The 16,358-nt window shown below is 65.9% G+C and carries 16 protein-coding genes; 14 read left to right on the plus strand and 2 right to left on the minus strand.

Annotation, left to right across the window (positions count from 1 at the left end):
- The first annotated feature begins 125 nt into the window (after positions 1 to 125).
- Positions 126 to 1,484 carry a Pup--protein ligase gene (pafA, locus tag LWC34_RS11335; protein ID WP_233724966.1) on the plus strand — a complete coding sequence of 453 codons (1,359 nt, stop codon included), beginning with the start codon at positions 126 to 128 and terminating at the stop codon, positions 1,482 to 1,484.
- 174 nt (positions 1,485 to 1,658) lie between these two features.
- The gene (locus LWC34_RS11340; protein ID WP_233724674.1) at positions 1,659 to 2,423 is read left to right on the plus strand and encodes a transposase family protein; all 765 of its coding nucleotides are present in this window, start codon (positions 1,659 to 1,661) and stop codon (positions 2,421 to 2,423) included.
- A gap of 487 nt (positions 2,424 to 2,910) precedes the next feature.
- Here LWC34_RS11340 and LWC34_RS11345 read toward each other — a convergent pair whose 3' ends face one another.
- Positions 2,911 to 3,111, minus strand: a complete 201-nt coding sequence (locus tag LWC34_RS11345) for a hypothetical protein (RefSeq protein ID WP_233724967.1) — start codon at positions 3,109 to 3,111, stop codon at positions 2,911 to 2,913.
- A gap of 143 nt (positions 3,112 to 3,254) precedes the next feature.
- Between LWC34_RS11345 and LWC34_RS11350 the strand changes: the two genes are divergently transcribed.
- From LWC34_RS11350 to LWC34_RS11405, 12 genes are all read left to right on the plus strand, one after another.
- Positions 3,255 to 4,220, plus strand: coding sequence for a helix-turn-helix transcriptional regulator (locus tag LWC34_RS11350; protein WP_233724973.1), 966 nt, complete (start codon positions 3,255 to 3,257; stop codon positions 4,218 to 4,220).
- Positions 4,217 to 5,176: a helix-turn-helix transcriptional regulator gene (locus tag LWC34_RS11355; RefSeq protein ID WP_233724975.1), complete on the plus strand. Its 960-nt coding sequence runs from the start codon at positions 4,217 to 4,219 to the stop codon at positions 5,174 to 5,176. Before LWC34_RS11350 ends, LWC34_RS11355 begins: the two co-directional genes overlap by 4 nt.
- Positions 5,177 to 5,194: 18 nt before the next feature.
- The gene (locus LWC34_RS11360) at positions 5,195 to 5,422 is read left to right on the plus strand and encodes a bacteriophage holin (protein WP_233724977.1); all 228 of its coding nucleotides are present in this window, start codon (positions 5,195 to 5,197) and stop codon (positions 5,420 to 5,422) included.
- A gap of 48 nt (positions 5,423 to 5,470) precedes the next feature.
- Positions 5,471 to 5,833: a Sec-independent protein translocase subunit TatA gene (tatA, locus tag LWC34_RS11365; RefSeq protein WP_233724979.1), complete on the plus strand. Its 363-nt coding sequence runs from the start codon at positions 5,471 to 5,473 to the stop codon at positions 5,831 to 5,833.
- Between the two features lie 94 nt (positions 5,834 to 5,927).
- Entirely contained in the window at positions 5,928 to 6,830 is a 903-nt protein-coding gene (gene tatC / locus LWC34_RS11370; protein WP_235729280.1) for a twin-arginine translocase subunit TatC, read from the plus strand.
- Positions 6,831 to 7,724: a diacylglycerol/lipid kinase family protein gene (locus LWC34_RS11375; RefSeq protein ID WP_233724993.1), complete on the plus strand. Its 894-nt coding sequence runs from the start codon at positions 6,831 to 6,833 to the stop codon at positions 7,722 to 7,724.
- A gap of 45 nt (positions 7,725 to 7,769) precedes the next feature.
- A complete protein-coding gene (locus tag LWC34_RS11380) occupies positions 7,770 to 10,520 on the plus strand; it encodes a DEAD/DEAH box helicase (protein WP_233725002.1) in 2,751 nt (916 codons plus the stop codon).
- A 108-nt stretch (positions 10,521 to 10,628) separates the two neighbouring features.
- Positions 10,629 to 11,318, plus strand: coding sequence for a DUF4333 domain-containing protein (locus LWC34_RS11385; RefSeq protein WP_233725003.1), 690 nt, complete (start codon positions 10,629 to 10,631; stop codon positions 11,316 to 11,318).
- 45 nt (positions 11,319 to 11,363) lie between these two features.
- Complete coding sequence (locus tag LWC34_RS11390; RefSeq protein ID WP_233725005.1) at positions 11,364 to 12,578, plus strand: GNAT family N-acetyltransferase; 1,215 nt, start codon at positions 11,364 to 11,366, stop codon at positions 12,576 to 12,578.
- Between the two features lie 142 nt (positions 12,579 to 12,720).
- A complete protein-coding gene (locus LWC34_RS11395) occupies positions 12,721 to 13,515 on the plus strand; it encodes an SAM-dependent methyltransferase (RefSeq protein WP_235729282.1) in 795 nt (264 codons plus the stop codon).
- 63 nt (positions 13,516 to 13,578) lie between these two features.
- Positions 13,579 to 14,184, plus strand: a complete 606-nt coding sequence (locus LWC34_RS11400; RefSeq protein ID WP_233725009.1) for an RNA polymerase sigma factor — start codon at positions 13,579 to 13,581, stop codon at positions 14,182 to 14,184.
- On the plus strand, positions 14,184 to 14,621 hold the full coding sequence (locus tag LWC34_RS11405) for a carboxypeptidase regulatory-like domain-containing protein (protein WP_233725011.1): 438 nt from the start codon (positions 14,184 to 14,186) through the stop codon (positions 14,619 to 14,621). The genes LWC34_RS11400 and LWC34_RS11405 overlap by 1 nt, the downstream gene beginning before the upstream one ends.
- A 158-nt stretch (positions 14,622 to 14,779) precedes the next feature.
- Here the strand turns inward: LWC34_RS11405 and LWC34_RS11410 are convergent, their stop codons facing one another.
- The gene (locus tag LWC34_RS11410) at positions 14,780 to 16,336 is read right to left on the minus strand and encodes a phytoene desaturase family protein (protein WP_233725013.1); all 1,557 of its coding nucleotides are present in this window, start codon (positions 16,334 to 16,336) and stop codon (positions 14,780 to 14,782) included.
- Positions 16,337 to 16,358: the final 22 nt, after the last annotated feature.

The raw sequence follows: 16,358 nt of genomic DNA on the forward strand, positions 1-16,358 counted from the left end.
ACACATCTGAGACGTTAGCGACAGAGCCAGGTGAGCGCTGATCGGATGTCTCATTTCGGGTAGTTGACCTATGTCTCCCCGAACGGCGCACGGTAGTCGGCGCCAACACCGCCTAGGCTGAAGGGATGCAGCGGCGGATCTTCGGCATCGAAACCGAGTTCGGTGTGACCTGCACCTTTCACGGGCAGCGCAGGCTGAGCCCCGACGAGGTGGCCAGGTACCTGTTCCGGCGGGTCGTGTCGTGGGGGCGTTCATCGAACGTCTTCCTGCGCAACGGCTCGCGCCTCTACCTGGACGTCGGGTCGCATCCGGAGTACGCCACGGCCGAGTGCGACGACCTGGTGCAGCTGGTCACGCACGACAAGGCCGGCGAGCGGATCCTGGAGGATCTGCTGGTCGACGCCGAACGTCGGCTTGCCGACGAAGGCATCGGCGGTGACATCTTCCTGTTCAAGAACAACACCGACTCAGCGGGCAACTCGTACGGCTGCCACGAGAACTACTGCGTCACCCGCGTGGGCGAGTTCTCCAGGATCGCCGACGTGCTGCTGCCCTTCCTGGTCACGCGCCAGCTGATCTGCGGCGCGGGCAAGGTACTGCAGACCCCGCGCGGCGCCGTGTACTGCCTGTCCCAGCGAGCGGAACACATCTGGGAAGGCGTCTCGAGCGCGACCACCAGGTCACGGCCGATCATCAACACCCGCGACGAGCCGCACGCGGACGCGGAGCGCTACCGCAGGCTGCACGTGATCGTCGGCGACTCCAACATGGCCGAGCCGACCACGCTGCTCAAGGTCGGCAGCGCCAACCTGGTGCTGGAGATGATCGAGGAGGGCGTGCAGTTCCGCGACTTCAGCCTCGACAACCCGATCCGTGCCATCCGCGAGATCAGCCACGACCTCACCGGACGCCGTCTGGTCCGGCTGGCAGGCGGCCGTGAGGCATCGGCGCTGGACATCCAGCGCGAGTACTACAACAAGGCGGTCGAGCACGTCGCCCGCAAGGACAAGAACCCGACAGTGGACCGCGTGATCGAACTGTGGGGCCGGACCCTCGACGCGGTCGAGGACGAAGACCTCAGCCGGATCGACCGTGAGATCGACTGGGCGATCAAGCATCGGCTGGTCGAGCGCTACCAGGCCAAACACAACCTGGAACTCTCCAGCGCCAGGGTGGCCCAGCTGGACCTGGCGTACCACGACATCAGGCGCGGCCGAGGCATCTTCGACCTGCTCCAGCGTAAGGACCTGGTGACGCGGGTGACCGACGACGGCGAGATCGAAGCAGCCAAGGACACCCCACCCCAGACCACAAGGGCGAAACTACGCGGCGACTTCATCGCGGCGGCCCAAGAAGCAGGCCGAGACTTCACTGTGGACTGGGTGCACCTGAAACTCAACGACCAAGCCCAGCGAACAGTCCTCTGCAAAGACCCTTTCCGAGCAGTGGACGAGCGAGTCGAAAGGCTGATCGCCTCCCTCTAAGAGGCCGTGTCCACCTTTCCGGCACACCGTGTCCACCTTTCCGGCACACCGTGTCCACCTTTCCGGCACACCGTGAGCGTTATTCTGGCGACTTGATCACCTCAAAATAGGACAACGACCCCAGGCAAGTAAGATCGTTTTCCTCTCGCAGAAGACAACTTACAGGCGGGGTCGTTGCGTTATCAGTCTACTACAGGGCTTGCTGCTGACCAGATCCAGGAGCTTGTCGCGCGCATCTGGCAGATCATCCAATGCCATGAGAACCAAGCGTGGCCTCCGACCGTGGGACTGTATCGCGCTGTCGTGATCACTTTGGTGTACGTCCGACAGAATCTGAACCAGGCGGCCGTGGGCGATCTGTTCGGCGTCAGTCAGTCGACCGTATCGCGGATCTATCGAGGCATTCTCCCATTGATTGGGCAGGCCCTGTGCCTGCACATTCCAAACCTCAAGGAGGCCATCCGCGGCCGGCTCGTCCTGGTCGACGGAACCGATGTCCCGACCGGCAACCGTGCTGGTCACGAAGACAACTTCTCCGGCAAGCGGCGCCGCGCGGGGCTGAACATCCAGGTCGCCGCCGATACGGAGGGAGGCCTGCTGGGAATATCCGCCCCTCTGCCTGGCTCGATGCATGACCGGAAAGCGTTCGCCGAGTGTGACTGGGAAGATCTTCTGGCCGAGACCTCAGTCATCGGTGACCCTGCCTATCAGGGCACTCACACGATTACGCCTCGCAAAAAGCCAAAGGGCGGCGAGCTCTCGGCTGGCGACAAGGTGAACAATAAATTCATCTCCTCACTTCGATCCGCCGTCGAGCGATGTATCGCGCATATCAAGAACTGGAAGATGATTGCGACCGGCTATCGAGGACGCCTTTCCGAGCTCCCCAACATCATCCGGATCATCACATCGCTCGAGTTCTATCGACTCGGCTGGTAACCCTCATGAATAACGCTCCGTGTCCACCGTTCCGGCACACTGAAATGTCCATACCGGCACCCCGAAATCCCCGCCAGACACCTCGGCCGGGGATTTCGGCATGCGGGCGCGGGGGATTTCGCTGCGGTCATGTCACCGCGGTCATGTCCCCGTGCCGGAAAGTGCATTTCGGTGTGTCGCAAAGGTGGACACGCCGCTCGACGGACTCGGCGAGCCATTTTCTCCCTGGCCCATCTAGGTCTTGGCTACCCGAGTTTGGCTCGCCTCGGTCTTGGCCACCTCGATCCGGCACACCCCTGAGGTCCCACACACCTCGAGTCCGGCGCACCTCGGTCCAGCCTTCCGATAGCCGGACTTCGGCGTTGATCAGCGAGGCCCAGCCCCCTACCGCCGGGACCCGGCGGGGATTTCAGTGTGCCGGAAAGTGCATTTCGGTGTTCCGGAATGGTGGACACGGCATGCAGGAACGGTGGACACGCTGGGGGGGTTAGCGGCGGGGGGCGGCGTAGTGGGCGCGTTGGCGGCGGCCTGAGGGCCTGCGGGTGCCTTCGGGTATGTAGTGGGATCTCATGGCCACGCAGGTCGACTCCGGCCTCGGCACGTGTTCGACCTCTGGGTACTTGCGGGCGTTGCGCCGGGTGGCGGCGAACGCGATGAGGCCGAGCACGAGCACGAGACAGATCCACACGCGCAGTAGCCTGGAGCAGAGCGGCTCGTTTCGCGCTGGATGCCACCCGAACGTGTCACGAGTCCGCGCCAACGGTCCGTTCGCGCGGACTGGTTGGCGCGTTGGGTGTCAGGCGTTGTTCGGGTGGCGTTAAGGTCGTCCCCGTGTCCATCGCCCGTGCGGAGCGCCTGGTGAACCTGGTGCTCTGCTTGTTGTCCACCCGGCAGTTCCTCTCGGCTGACCGGATTCGCGCGATCGTGCCCGGATACAACGACGCGCCGAACACCGAAGCCTTCTCCCGCATGTTCGAACGGGACAAGACCGAGCTGCGGGAACTGGGGATCCCGCTGGAAACCGGGCGCAGTACCGGGTTCGACGCGGTCGACGGGTACCGCATCGCGCGCCGGGACTACGAACTCGGCGACATCGACCTCGAACCCGACGAAGCCGCGGCCGTCGCGCTCGCTTCAAGGTTGTGGGACTCGCCGGAACTCACCGGCGCCGCGCACGGCGCGATCATCAAGCTCCGGGCCGCCGGTGTGGACGTTGACCAGTCGTCGCCCGCGATCGTCGAGCCGAAGGTGCGTACGGCCGAGCCCGCGTTCAGCCCCTTGCTCGCCGCGGTTCAGGAAGGCAAAGCCGTCACGTTCTCTTACCGCCGCCCCAATCCGGCGGAACTCAAGATCCGGACCATCGAGCCGTGGGGAGTGGTGTCCTGGCGGGGACGTTGGTACGTCGTCGGCCACGACCGGGACCGCAACGCACCGCGCTGTTTCCGGGTGTCGCGCATTGTCGGCGATGTCGAGCTCGTCGGGGAAGCCGGTGCGGTACACCGGCCCGACAACATCAACCTGCTGGACTTCGTTGCCACGACGGGAAGCGAGCCGAGTCCTACCGCGACGGCCAAGGTATGGGTCGCCAAGGGCCGGGCCGCTGGCGTCCGGCGGCGCGCGAAAGTCCTTGGCAGCCGCGAGGTCGGTGGCGTCAGTGGTGACGATGTCGAGCTGGAGCTGAGGTTTCCCGAGTCGGCGGCGTCGTGGCTGGCCGGGTTCGGCCCCGATGTGCTTGTCCTCGAACCGGAAGTACTGCGCAAGTCGGTGTACGAGCGGCTGCTGGAGGCGGCGAAATGAGCGATCGGCTGCCCAGGCTGCTCGCGCTGGTGCCGTACCTGCTTGCCAGACCGGGCATCAAGGTCGTGGACGCGGCAGCGGACTTCGACGTGTCCGAGAAGCAGCTGCGCAAGGACCTCGAGCTGCTGTGGATGTGCGGGCTGCCCGGTTACGGCCCCGGCGACCTGATCGACCTGTCCTTCGAAGGCGACACGATCACGGTCGCGTTCGACGCGGGCATGAGCCGCCCGCTGCGACTGACGGGTGCCGAGGCGACCGCGTTGCTCGTGGCGCTGCGGGCCTTGGGGGAGACGCCGGGAGTGGACGGTGAAGCCGTCCGGCGTGCGGTTGCCAAGATCGAAGCGGCCGCTGGCCTGGCCCAGCCTGCCGGAGTGGTGGTCGGCCTCGGGGTCAGGGAAGCCGAGGACACCAAGGAAGTCCGGCGAATCGTACAAAGCGCGCTGACCGCACAGAAGGCCTTGCGGATCACGTACTACACCGCGTCCAAGGACGAGATCACCGAGCGGACGATCGACCCGATGCGGCTGCTGATCGTCGAGGGCCGCTCGTACCTCGAAGCCTGGTGTCGCAGGGCCGACGCCGTGCGGCTGTTCCGGCTCGACCGGATCGACGAGGTCACCCAGCTCGCCGAGCCCGCCTCGCCGCCGCCGTACGCCGAACCGACTGACGTCTCCAGTGGCTTGTTCACGCCACAGCCCGATCAGCTGGTCGCGACCTTGGTGCTGGAGCCGGACACCCGGTGGATCTCCGAGTACTACCCGGTCGAAAGCATGGAGGAACTGGAAGGCGGCCGGGTCAGGGTCCGGATGCGGTACTCCGACCGGGCCTGGATGGTGCGCCTGCTGCTTGGTCAGGGCGGCGAGGTGCACGTCGAGTCCCCGCCGGATCTGGCCGACCAACTGAGGACACGTGCCCGTCAGGCACTTGAACTGGCCAGCAACCTGGCGTCAACCTGAGCCCGATACGCTTCCGCCGTGCAATACATACCGGCCGTTGTGCTTGGGGCCATCGGCCTGGTGATCCTGGCCCTGGTGCTGCTGAAGCTCGCCAAGGCCGCACGCAGGTTCGCGGTGACGCGTGGTCACGTGAACGCCGAAGTGGGCGCCTCGTTGGGCATGCTCAAGGCCCGGAAGGCCGCATTGCGTATCGCTGTCCGTGACCGTTTCCGGCGCACGGAGATCGATAAGTCCACGCAAGCGTGATGACAGGTAACATGCAACTGAGTTGGGCGACGCGTCAGGAGGAGTCCCGTGGGTAACCTCGGACCTACCGAGTTGATCATCATCGCGGTGGTGATCATCCTGCTCTTCGGAGCCAAGAAGATGCCGGACATGGCCAGGTCGCTTGGCCGGTCGATGCGCATCATCAAGGCCGAGACCAAGGGCATGAAGCAGGACGACCAGGACGCCACGCAGGCGACGACCACGGCGACTGCCGCGACCCCGGCGCCGGCCGCGCCCGCGCAACTGCCGGAGGCCAAGCCAGCCGCGCCTGCCGCTCCCGCGGCGGCACAGTCGGACGTCGAGAAGATGCAGAAGCAGATCGACGACCTGCAGGCGCAGCTGAAGACCAACGGCCAGGCCGCTCCCACCCAGGCACCCAAGAACGCCTGAACAACTGAGAGAGACGGTTCGCACGGTGGCGCGTGATCCGCACCGCCGGGAGTCGCGGCGGACTCGAAGCCGCAGGCAGAATCCCGACGGCACGATGAGCCTGAGAGATCACCTCTACGACCTCAGGCACCGGTTGACCCTTGCCATCGCGTTCCTCGCGGTGGGCGCCATCTTCGGCTACTTCTGGTGGGCGTGGGAGATCTGGCCGAACGGCTCGCTCTCCAAGATCATGCTCGAGCCGTACTGCAGCCTGCCGCCGAACACCCGGCCACCGGGTCCGTGCACCTTGCTGCAGACCACGCCGTTCGAGGGATTCCTTGTCCGCTTGAAGGTGGGTCTCGGTGCGGGTGCCGTGCTGACCAGCCCGCTGTGGCTGTATCAGATCTGGGCGTTCATCGCGCCGGGCCTGTACAACAAGGAACGCAAGTTCGCCAGGCGGTTCGTGCTGTTCGCGTCGGTGCTGTTCGTCGCGGGCGCGTTCCTGGCCTACTACGTCGTCCCGCAGGGCCTCGAGGTGGTCGTCGGCTTCGGTGGCGAGGTCTTCACCACCTTCTTCAAGGCTGACGAGTACTTCTCGTTCATCCTGGTGATGCTGCTGATCTTCGGCGTGAGCTTCGAACTGCCGCTGGTGATCGTCATGCTCAACCAGACTGGGGTGCTGCCGTACGAGAAGCTCAAGCGCTGGCGCCGCGGCTTCTTCTTCGGCCTGTTCGTCTTCGCCGCGGTCGCCACGCCTGGCACCGACCCGTTCTCGATGCTCGCCCTTGCCATCGCGATGGTGCTGTTGTTCGAGGTCGCGGTGCAGATCGCCAGGGTGCACGACAAGCGCAAGGCCAAGCTCGAAGCGGGCGGCGAAGAGGATTACTCGACGCTCGACGACGACGAGGTGTCGACGTTGAACCTCGACAACACTCGCGCGGAGGATGAGCAGCCGAGCCCGACTCCGGCCTCACCGCCAGACCGGCCCAAGTCCTCTGGCTACGACGACGTGACGTAAATGCTGGCCGCTCTTGTCGTCTGCTCAGCATCGGGGCTGGGCACCGCGTCCCGTGTCGCTGGAACAGTCTCGGCGACACTGCGCGAGCATGTCGATGAGCTTGACCAACACGTCCCGGCTTCGGCTGACGAAACCGTCGCTGTCCTGCGACGGCTCGTCGCCGAAGGGGCCGAGGCAGTCGTGATCCTTGGCGGTGACGGTGCCGCGCACGCCGGAGTCCAGGCCTGCGCGGGCACCTCGACCGCGCTCGCGATCGTTCCCGCAGGTACGGGCAACGACCTGGCACGCGCGCTGGACCTGCCCAAGGACCCGATCGAAGCCGCCGCCCAGGTGGGCGCAGCGCTCGCCGAGGGCCGGAAACGCAGTGTCGACCTGGGCAAAGTCGAGGGCGGCGCCTGGTTCGCGACCGTGTTGTGCGCGGGCTTCGACTCGGCGGTGAACGAGCGCGTCAACCGGATGCGCTGGCCACGCGGTCCGCGCCGCTACGACGTCGCGATCGTCGCCGAACTGGCCGCGTTGAAGTCGTCAAGGCTGGTCGTGCGGACCGAATCGGAGACCCTGGAACTGGACGCGAACTCGGTCGCGATCGGCAACACCCCGTACTACGGCGGTGGAATCCCGGTCTGCCCGAACGCCGATCCGTCCGACGGCTGGTTCGACGTGACCGTCGTCGGCAAGGCGCATCGCCGTGACCTGGTCCGGATCTTGCCGAGCCTGCGGACCGGCTCGCACGTCGATCATCCGGCGGTCACCACGCTGCGGGCGAAGTCGATCAAGATTGACACGGATGGCGGTTGGATCGGGTACGCCGACGGGGAACGCATCCGCGAACTGCCGCTCGAGGTCACCTGCGTGCCCGGTGCCCTGAGTGTTGTCGCAGGTCAACACGCTTGAGCAATAGATGCGACGGTAGCGCTGACTATTCGTTACTGTAGTGATGTGGCCGCACGCCCTTCGCGTACGCCGGCTGAGGCTTTTCAGGCGGCCAAGCGCCGCACCGAAAGCCCCGAGCTGGCCGAATTCACTTCCGTGCTCTCCTTTGAGCTCGATCCCTTCCAGGTCCAGGCGTGCGAGGCGCTCGAAGCCGGGCATGGTGTGCTCGTCTGTGCCCCGACCGGCGCGGGCAAGACCGTTGTCGGCGAGTTCGCCGTGCATATGGCGCTGGCCGAGGGCCGCAAGTGCTTCTACACAACGCCGATCAAGGCGCTGTCGAACCAGAAGCACTCGGACCTCGTCGCCCGGTATGGCGCTGGCAAAGTCGGTCTGCTGACCGGCGACACGTCGGTCAACGGCGACGCGCCGATCGTCGTGATGACGACCGAAGTCCTGCGCAACATGCTCTACGCGGGCTCGAACGCGCTCAAAGGCCTGCAGTACGTCGTCATGGACGAGGTGCACTACCTCGCCGACCGGTTCCGTGGCGCGGTGTGGGAGGAAGTCATCCTGCACCTGCCGGAGCACGTCCGGCTGGTCAGCCTGTCCGCGACCGTCAGCAACGCCGAGGAGTTCGGCGAATGGCTGGTCGAGGTGCGCGGCGACACCACAGTCGTGGTCGACGAGCATCGCCCGGTTCCGTTGTGGCAGCACATGATGGTCGGCCCGCGGATGATGGACCTGTTCGAGGGCGAGGACCCGCAGGGCGAGCTGCGGATCAACTCGCAGCTGGTGCGCCGGATCGAAGAGACCACGCGGATGCACGCGTGGCAGCCGGCCGGCCGGGGCAAACGGCGCCCGCCGATCAACCGGACCCGGTTCAAGCCGCCGTCACGCATCGACATGACCCAACGGCTGGACGCTGCCGGGCTGCTGCCCGCGATCGTGTTCGTGTTCAGCCGCGCGGGATGCGACGCGGCCGTCATGCAATGCGCGCGTTCCGGCGTGCGGCTCAACGGCGAGGCTGAGGTCACCGAGATCCGCCGGATCGTCAACGCACGCACCCGTGACCTGCCCGAAGGTGACCTTGGCGTGCTCGGGTACTGGGAGTGGCGCGACGCTTTGGAGCGCGGATTCGCCAGTCACCACGCCGGTCTGCTGCCCGCGTTCAAGGAGACGGTCGAGGAGCTGTTCGTCCGTGGCCTTGTCAAGGTCGTGTTCGCTACCGAGACCCTTGCGCTGGGCATCAACATGCCCGCGCGCACGGTCGTGCTCGAACGGCTCGTGAAATACAACGGCGAGGCGCATGTCGACCTGACGGCGGGGGAGTACACGCAGCTCACCGGCCGTGCGGGCCGTCGCGGTATCGACATCGAGGGCCACGCGGTGGTCCTGTGGCAGCCGGGCGTGGACCCCAAGCAGGTCGCCGGGCTCGCGTCGACCCGGACTTATCCCCTCAAATCGTCGTTCAAGCCCGGCTACAACATGGCGGTCAATCTGGTCGCCCGGCTCGGTTCGGAGGCCGCACGCGGCCTGCTGGAGCAGTCTTTCGCCCAGTTCCAGGCCGACCGCTCGGTGGTCGGCGTGTCACGGCGGATCGACCGTAACCGGGAGGCGCTCGAGGGCTACGCCGAGTCGATGAACTGTCACCTCGGCGACTTCACCGAGTACGCCGAGCTGCGCCGCAAGCTCACTGACCGGGAGAAGTCCCTGGCCAGGCAGAACTCGTCGGCTCGCCGGGCGGAGGCGGCCGCGTCGCTTGAACGGCTGCGCAAGGGCGATGTGATCGCGGTGCCCAGTGGGCGGCGGTCCGGGCTGGCGATCGTGATCGACCCGGGTCTCGACCCGATGGGCGAGCCACGGCCGCTGGTGATCACCGAGGACCGGTGGGCCGGACGGCTGTCGGTCGCCGATTTCCCGCATCCGGTCGAGTCGCTCGGCCGCGTGCGGCTGCCCAAACAGGTCGACATCCGTTCCCCGAGGTCTCGGCGTGATCTCGCGTCTACCCTGCGCAGCACGGGAATCAGCGCGCCGACCCGTGGCAAGCGCCGGTCAGGACCGGACGACGACGCGGACATCGCGGCGTTGCGCAGGGCGCTGCGCGCGCACCCGTGTCATGGTTGCCAGGACAGGGAAAGCCACGCGCGCTGGGCCGAGCGGTACTACCGGCTGAAGGCGGAAAACCAGCAGCTGGAACAGAAAGTGGCTGCCACAACGCACTCGCTCGCGCGTAACTTCGACCGGATCCGCAAGCTGCTCACCGAGCGGGAGTACTTGGCGGGCAACGGTCATGAGGAAGTCACCGCGCACGGCCGCAGACTGGCCCGGCTCTACGGCGAATCCGACCTGTTGGCCGCGGAATGCCTGCGGCACGGCGTCTGGGAAGGCCTCACCCCCGCTGAGCTCGCCGCGGTCGTGTCCGCGCTGGTCTTCGAGGCGCGCCGGGACTCGCCGTTCGAGGCCAGGGTGCCGCAGGGCCCGGTGACCGAGGCGCTGGCGCACACCGCGCAGCTGTGGGCTGGGCTCAACGAGGACGAGCGGCGGCACAAGCTGGAGCGCACGCGTCAGCCGGACGCCGGGTTCGCGTGGCCGGTGTATCGCTGGGCGCGCGGCGAGTCGTTGGAGCGGGTGCTGACCGCGTCGGAATCGGCTGGCTCGGAGCTCACGGCTGGCGACTTCGTGCGTTGGTGCCGTCAGGTCATTGACTTGCTTGACCAGATCAAGGACGTGGCAGGCGGCGATTCCGACCTCAGCGCGACCGCCGCGCAGGCCGTGTCGGACATCCGGCGTGGCGTCGTGGCCGCAGGGACGACATGACGTGGGTTGGCCACGGCTCGGACAAGCTTGCCGGGTCGAGTGGGGAAATCACCACAACCTGTGGTTGGATCGCGCCGAATGGCTGCATAAGGACACCGGAGGCAAAGCATGAGCAGCCCGTACGGGCCCGGCGGGAACGATCCGCAGCAGTGGGGGCAGCAACCTCAGCAACCCTACGGCCCACCGTCGGGCGGCTTCCCGGCCCAACAGCCAGGGGGATACCCCCAGCAGCCGGGCCAGCCGCAGTACGGTGGCTACCCCCAGCAGCAACCAACGGCGCCGTATGGCCAGCCGCAGGAGCAGTCGCCCTACGGCCCACCGCCGCAGGACCCTGGTAGCGCTGGGTTCCCAGCGCAACCGCAACAGCCGTACGGTCAGCCGCAACAGCAGCAGTACCCCGGTTACGGCCAGCAGCCGCAGCAGCCTTACGGCGGTTACGGCCAGCAGCCGCAGTACCCAGGGCAGGAGCCGCCGAAGAAGAAGTCCGGCGCGATGCTGTGGGTGATCGTCGGCGTGGTGGTGCTCGTGGTGGCCGCGGTCGGTGTGCTCGGGTTCGTGACGCCAGGCTTCTTCATGACGAAGGTCCTGGACAAGAACGCGGTCCAGAATGGTGTCGTGAAGATCCTCGGCGAGCGCTACGGCGACACGGCGACCGACGTGGTCTGCCCGGCGGACCAGGAGGTCAAGGTCGGCAACACGTTCGACTGCACCTTGAAGGTCGACGGCGACGACCGCAAGGTCACGATCACGATCAAGTCCGAGGACAAGGCTGAGTACGAAGTCAGCCAGCCGAAGTAAAAATCGGTCGAGCAAGCGAAGTCGGCCATGACATCATGCGGTGTCATGGCCGACTTCGCTGTTCGGGTACTGACTGAGGACACCGAGCGCCGGGCAGTGCATTCGTTGCTACGCGTGGCACTGCACTCGCCACCGATGTCCGATTCGGACTGGGAAACGGTCCGGCCGACCTACGGCCCGAAGCGGTTCTTCGGCGCGTTCGATGGCGACGTGGCTGTCGGTTCTTCGTACGTCTACGACACCGCGGTGGCCGTACCGGGCGGAAACGTCGTGCCGATAGGCGGTCTCGCGCGTGTGGGTGTCCGCGCGGATTACCGCAGGCGAGGCGTGATGACCGAGCTGATGCGCTTCCAGCTCGCCGACTCCAAGGCCAATGGGCACGTACTGTCCACATTGCACGCTAGCGAAGCTGCGATCTACGGCCGGTTCGGCTACGGCATGGGCACCCGTTCGAGGGAAATTCGTCTGAACCGGCCACGGGTGCGCGCGGGCGTGCCGCGATCAGGGCACGTGCGCATGCTCAGTTCAGCCGAGGCGATCGACCAAATCGCGCCGCTGTACTCGAGAATTGGCCTGTACCGCACGGGAATGATGACCCGGACCCGGGATTGGTGGTCTGTCATTGTCGAGGCCCCGATGCGTACCGACCAGCCGTACTTGGCCGCCGTGCACTCCGGCCCGGACGGCGACGACGGATACGTGCTCTACAAGGCGAAGGACAACTCCGACGACGCCTCCAACGATTATGGTGCCACACTGGAGGTTTGGGACCTGATCGGCGCGAATCAAGCGGCACGCAACGATTTGTGGCGCTTCCTGATGGAAATCGACCTGGTCATGCGGATCGACGCGTACGCGCGGCCGGTGGACGAACCGGTCGAGCTGCTGCTGGAGAACCCGCGTTCGTGCGTCACCCGCAACATCGATGACGAAAGCTGGGTTCGTCTCATCGATGTCCAAGCAGCATTGGCGGCACGGACGTATGGCGACGCTGATCCCGTTGCGGTGGAAGTGAACGACGCCTTCATGCCGGAAAATTCGGGGACATACCTGATTTCCCGTGACGGCGTCACGCGGGGTACCGAGCAGGCCCAGCTGACGCTCGATGTGGACACGCTGGGAATGCTGTACTTCGGCGCGTGGAAGCCGACGGACCTCGCCACCAGCGGCCGGATCAAGGTGTTTGACGCGGATGCGCTGGCCAGAGCGGACCGGCTGTTCGAGGCCGATTCGATCCCGTGGTGCGGCACGCACTTCTGATTCCTTGCCGCGATTTCTACGCTCACGTAGCGCGATCGTGTTAATCCCAACTCTGGTTGGTTTCAACTCACCGATACGCCGCTACCCTCACACCTGAGGAGAAGTCGACGAGCAGGGGTGAGGTTTCGGCGTGACCGACGCGATGACCGAATGGGTACCGACCGGCATTGACGAGGAAGTGCCGAGCGCGGCACGCGTCTACGACTACCTGCTCGGCGGCGGGCACAACTTCAGCGCTGACCGCGCGCTCGCCGAGAACCTGCTGAAAGTGCTGCCAGCCCGCGATATGGCCAGGCTGAACAGGCAATACCTCGACCGGGTCGTGCGCTACCTGATCGGCGAGGGGATCACCCAGTTCCTCGATCTCGGCTCGGGTATTCCGACCGTGGGCAACGTGCACGAAGTGGCGCAGAAGCTCAACCCGGACGCGCGGGTGGTCTACGTCGACAACGAGTCGGTCGCTGTCGCGCACAGCGAGCTGATGCTGCGCGACAACCCCAACGCCGCCGCGATCGAGGCGGACATGCGTGAACCCGAGGTCATCTTCAGCAACGACCACGTCCAGCGTTTGATCGACTTCTCGCAGCCGGTCGGCCTGTTGATGGTCGGTGTCGTGCAGTTCGTCCCGGACGTCGACGACCCATGGGCGATCGCGGACCGGTTCCGTGCCGAGCTCGCGCCAGGCAGCTACTTCGCGCTGTCCGCGTTCACCTGGGACAACGCGCCGGAAGGCATGCGTAAGGCGATCGAGGTGTTCAAGAACAGCCGCGACCCGATCTTCCCCCGTACCCACGAGGAGATCATGCGCATGTTCGGCGACTTCACCCTGGTGGAGCCCGGCCTGGTCTACACCCCGCAGTGGCGTCCCGACCGGACGAGCGACGTCGCCGACGCGACCCGCTCGAACCTCTACGCAGGTGTCGCCCGCAAGTCGTGAGTCCTTGACAATGCCCGCCCACTAAGGTCGATTGGGGTAGTTGGACAGCAGAGGGGCGGAGTGGTGACCAGCGTACGAACCACCGGCGAGGATCCTCCGTGGGAAGGCTTGCAAGGCGCAGAACGGTACGCGGCGTGTATGCGCGCCGCGAGAACCGGTAACAGCGTCGCGCGGGCAACCCTGGTCACGGACCTCACGCCGTTGGTCTGGCATGTCGCACGAGGCAACGGTCTTGACCGCGCCCTCGCCGAGGACGTCGTGCAGACCGTCTGGCTTGCGCTGTTCAGCCACCTCGACTCGTTGGCCGAGCCAAAAGCCCTGGCCAGCTGGCTGATCACGACAACCCGCCGCGAAGCCCAACGAGTGCGTAGCGGGAAGGGTGCTCACGACCTGCCGCTCACCGACGAGATGGCCGAGCACCTGCCAAGCACCCAACCGCAGCCAGAGGACGAGGCGCTGCGCATGGATCGCGACACCCGGCTGTGGCGGGCGTTCAGCGGCCTGCCGGAGAAATGCCAGGAGCTGCTGAGGCTGACCGTGCTGTCCGGCCGTAGCGAATACCGCATGGTCGCTGAGGTCATGCAGATGAGGCGTGGCAGCATCGGCCCAACAAGGGGACGGTGCCTGACGACGCTCCGCGAGCTCCTAGCGGCCGAAGGAGGCGGGTGATGACGAACGACGAGGCCTTGCTCGCGGCACTGGACCAGGCGCTGGACGACTTCGACCCACCACCACCCGGGCTGATCGAACGCGTGCAGTTCGCCATCGAGTTGGAAGACCTCGACGTCGAAGTCGCCCGTTGGGAGCGCGCGGACCCGTTGGCCGGCGTTCGTGGGGAGAACAGCCAACGGACCATCACGTTCACCGTCGACGACCTGATGGTGATGATCAACCTGACGCCCGGCGGCGACAACAACCAGATCGACGGCTGGCTGGTCCCTCCCGGGCAGCACTCAGTCGAGGTACGCGTAGCCGGTCACGGTTCACACGAGACCACAGCCGACGAGGACGGCCGGTTCGTGCTCGACCGCGTGCCATGTGGCACAACCCAGATCGTCATCCATTTCGACGACCGCACAGTCATCACCCCAACCGTCATCCTCTAACCGCGCCGTGTCCACCGTTCCGGCACACCGTGTCCACCGTTCCGACACCATGAGTTGTCCATTGCGGCACAACGAAATGACTGCGGTGGGCGGGTGCAGGGGATTTCACTGTGTCGGAACGTGTATTTCGGTGTGCCGGAATGGTGGACACGCTGGTTTTAGGCGAGCAAATTCTGGGCGAAGGCGCGTCCGGAGGAACCGCTGACTCCGGCGCCTGGCCAAGTCGAGGCGCCGATTTGGTACAGGCCGGGCACAGCGGTCGCATATCCGCCGCGATGTGCGGGGATCGGTCGTTGCATGAAGTTCTGGGACAGGGCGCCATGTCCGGCCGTGTGGTCGCCGGGGCCGCAGCTTGGGTTCAGCCTGGCCAGGTCCGCCGGGCTCAACACATGTCGTCCCACGATCAGCTCTTCGAGACCCTTGAAGTGCCTGCCTGCCTCAGCAATGATCCGGTCGGCGTAGTGCTCGGCGACCGACGACGTCCACTGGCCCGAGGTTGTGATCTCCCCGGCGGCATCGCCGATCGGGGCAAGCGGGGTCTCCAGGACTTGGAGCCGAACGACGGCTTGGCCCGCAGGCGCCCGAGTGGCGTCAACCGCGGTCGCCTCATGCCACGAGATCGACGGATGCGCCGCCAGGTACCCGGTGTCGGCCTGGTGCACGGAGTCGAGCAGGTGCGCGACGCTCCGGCCGAGGTTGATGCCGCCGCCCTCATCCAGCCGCGAGTCCAGGAACTGAGGGCGTTCGGACAACGCCAGGTTGATCTGGAAGCAGCCGCGACGGTACCCGTAGCGCTTGGCCTGTTGGCGGACCGCGATGTTCACACCGTCGGCTTCCCGCAGCAGATGCCCATACAGCTGGTCCGGGGTCGTACTCGCGGCGACAACAGAACCAGTGACAACCTCGCCATCCAACGTACGGACGCCAACGGCACGCCCGTCCTTGGTCAGCACGGCGTCCACGGATACGCCTGTTCTAATCACGCCGCCGTGCTCACGAACCAACGCGGTGAGAGCAGAAGCCAGTTTGCCACTGCCGCCCACAGGTTGCGGGTTGCCTTGAGGAAGCACCGCGGCCAAGAAAGCGGCCCACAACGCGCCGCCCGCGTCGTACGGGCTGATGCTCATGTGCAGGAGCCACGGCAGCAGAGCCATGCGCAGTTCCTCGGACGTGAACCGTTCGGTGATGAGGTCGTAGCCGTTGCCAGTGAACAACGTGGAGAACGGCAACGCGGGCGTCGTGTCGTTCTGCAGTCGCTCGAGGACGGGCGCTGCGGGGGTCAGATCCGCGCCCATCAACGGCAGCACTGCTTCGATGTGCCCGGATACGTCACCCAGGAGCGCGTGCCATGCCGCGTACTCGCCCAGCCGGTCCAGTTCCTCGTTCAGCACCGCTGGATCGGTTGCGATGACCGCCGTACGACCATCCGAAAGGGACGAACCGGTGCTTACTCCACCTTGGACGTACCGCAGACCGTGCCGCGAAAGATCCGGGCCGAGCTCGGCGAAGACGGGGCCGCCCGCGAAGAAGGGATGCAGCGCGGAGAACGTGTCGTGCACGAAACCGGGCAGCGTCAGCTCTTCGCTGCGTACGAAACCACCGGGCACGTCGGCCTGTTCCAGCAGGCACACGCTGCGTCCGGCCTTGGCGAGGTACGCCGCCGCGACGAGCGCGTTGTGGCCCGCGCCGACAAAAACCACATCGAAGTTGCTCATAGTCGCACGCTATGCGCGCTGC

The organism is Kibdelosporangium philippinense, assembly GCF_021390435.2.
Lineage (GTDB): Bacteria > Actinomycetota > Actinomycetes > Mycobacteriales > Pseudonocardiaceae > Kibdelosporangium > Kibdelosporangium philippinense.

Excerpts from the sequence above, each read along its gene's own strand:
- LWC34_RS11405 (WP_233725011.1), top strand. The coding sequence starts at position 14,184 with ATGACGAACGACGAGGCCTTGCTCGCGGCACTGGACCAGGCGCTGGAC.
- tatC (WP_235729280.1), top strand. The coding sequence starts at position 5,928 with ATGAGCCTGAGAGATCACCTCTACGACCTCAGGCACCGGTTGACCCTT.
- pafA (WP_233724966.1), top strand. The coding sequence starts at position 126 with ATGCAGCGGCGGATCTTCGGCATCGAAACCGAGTTCGGTGTGACCTGC.
- LWC34_RS11355 (WP_233724975.1), top strand. The coding sequence starts at position 4,217 with ATGAGCGATCGGCTGCCCAGGCTGCTCGCGCTGGTGCCGTACCTGCTT.
- LWC34_RS11395 (WP_235729282.1), top strand. The coding sequence starts at position 12,721 with ATGACCGAATGGGTACCGACCGGCATTGACGAGGAAGTGCCGAGCGCG.
- LWC34_RS11385 (WP_233725003.1), top strand. The coding sequence starts at position 10,629 with ATGAGCAGCCCGTACGGGCCCGGCGGGAACGATCCGCAGCAGTGGGGG.
- LWC34_RS11390 (WP_233725005.1), top strand. The coding sequence starts at position 11,364 with ATGGCCGACTTCGCTGTTCGGGTACTGACTGAGGACACCGAGCGCCGG.
- LWC34_RS11410 (WP_233725013.1), bottom strand. The coding sequence starts at position 16,336 with ATGAGCAACTTCGATGTGGTTTTTGTCGGCGCGGGCCACAACGCGCTC.
- LWC34_RS11375 (WP_233724993.1), top strand. The coding sequence starts at position 6,831 with ATGCTGGCCGCTCTTGTCGTCTGCTCAGCATCGGGGCTGGGCACCGCG.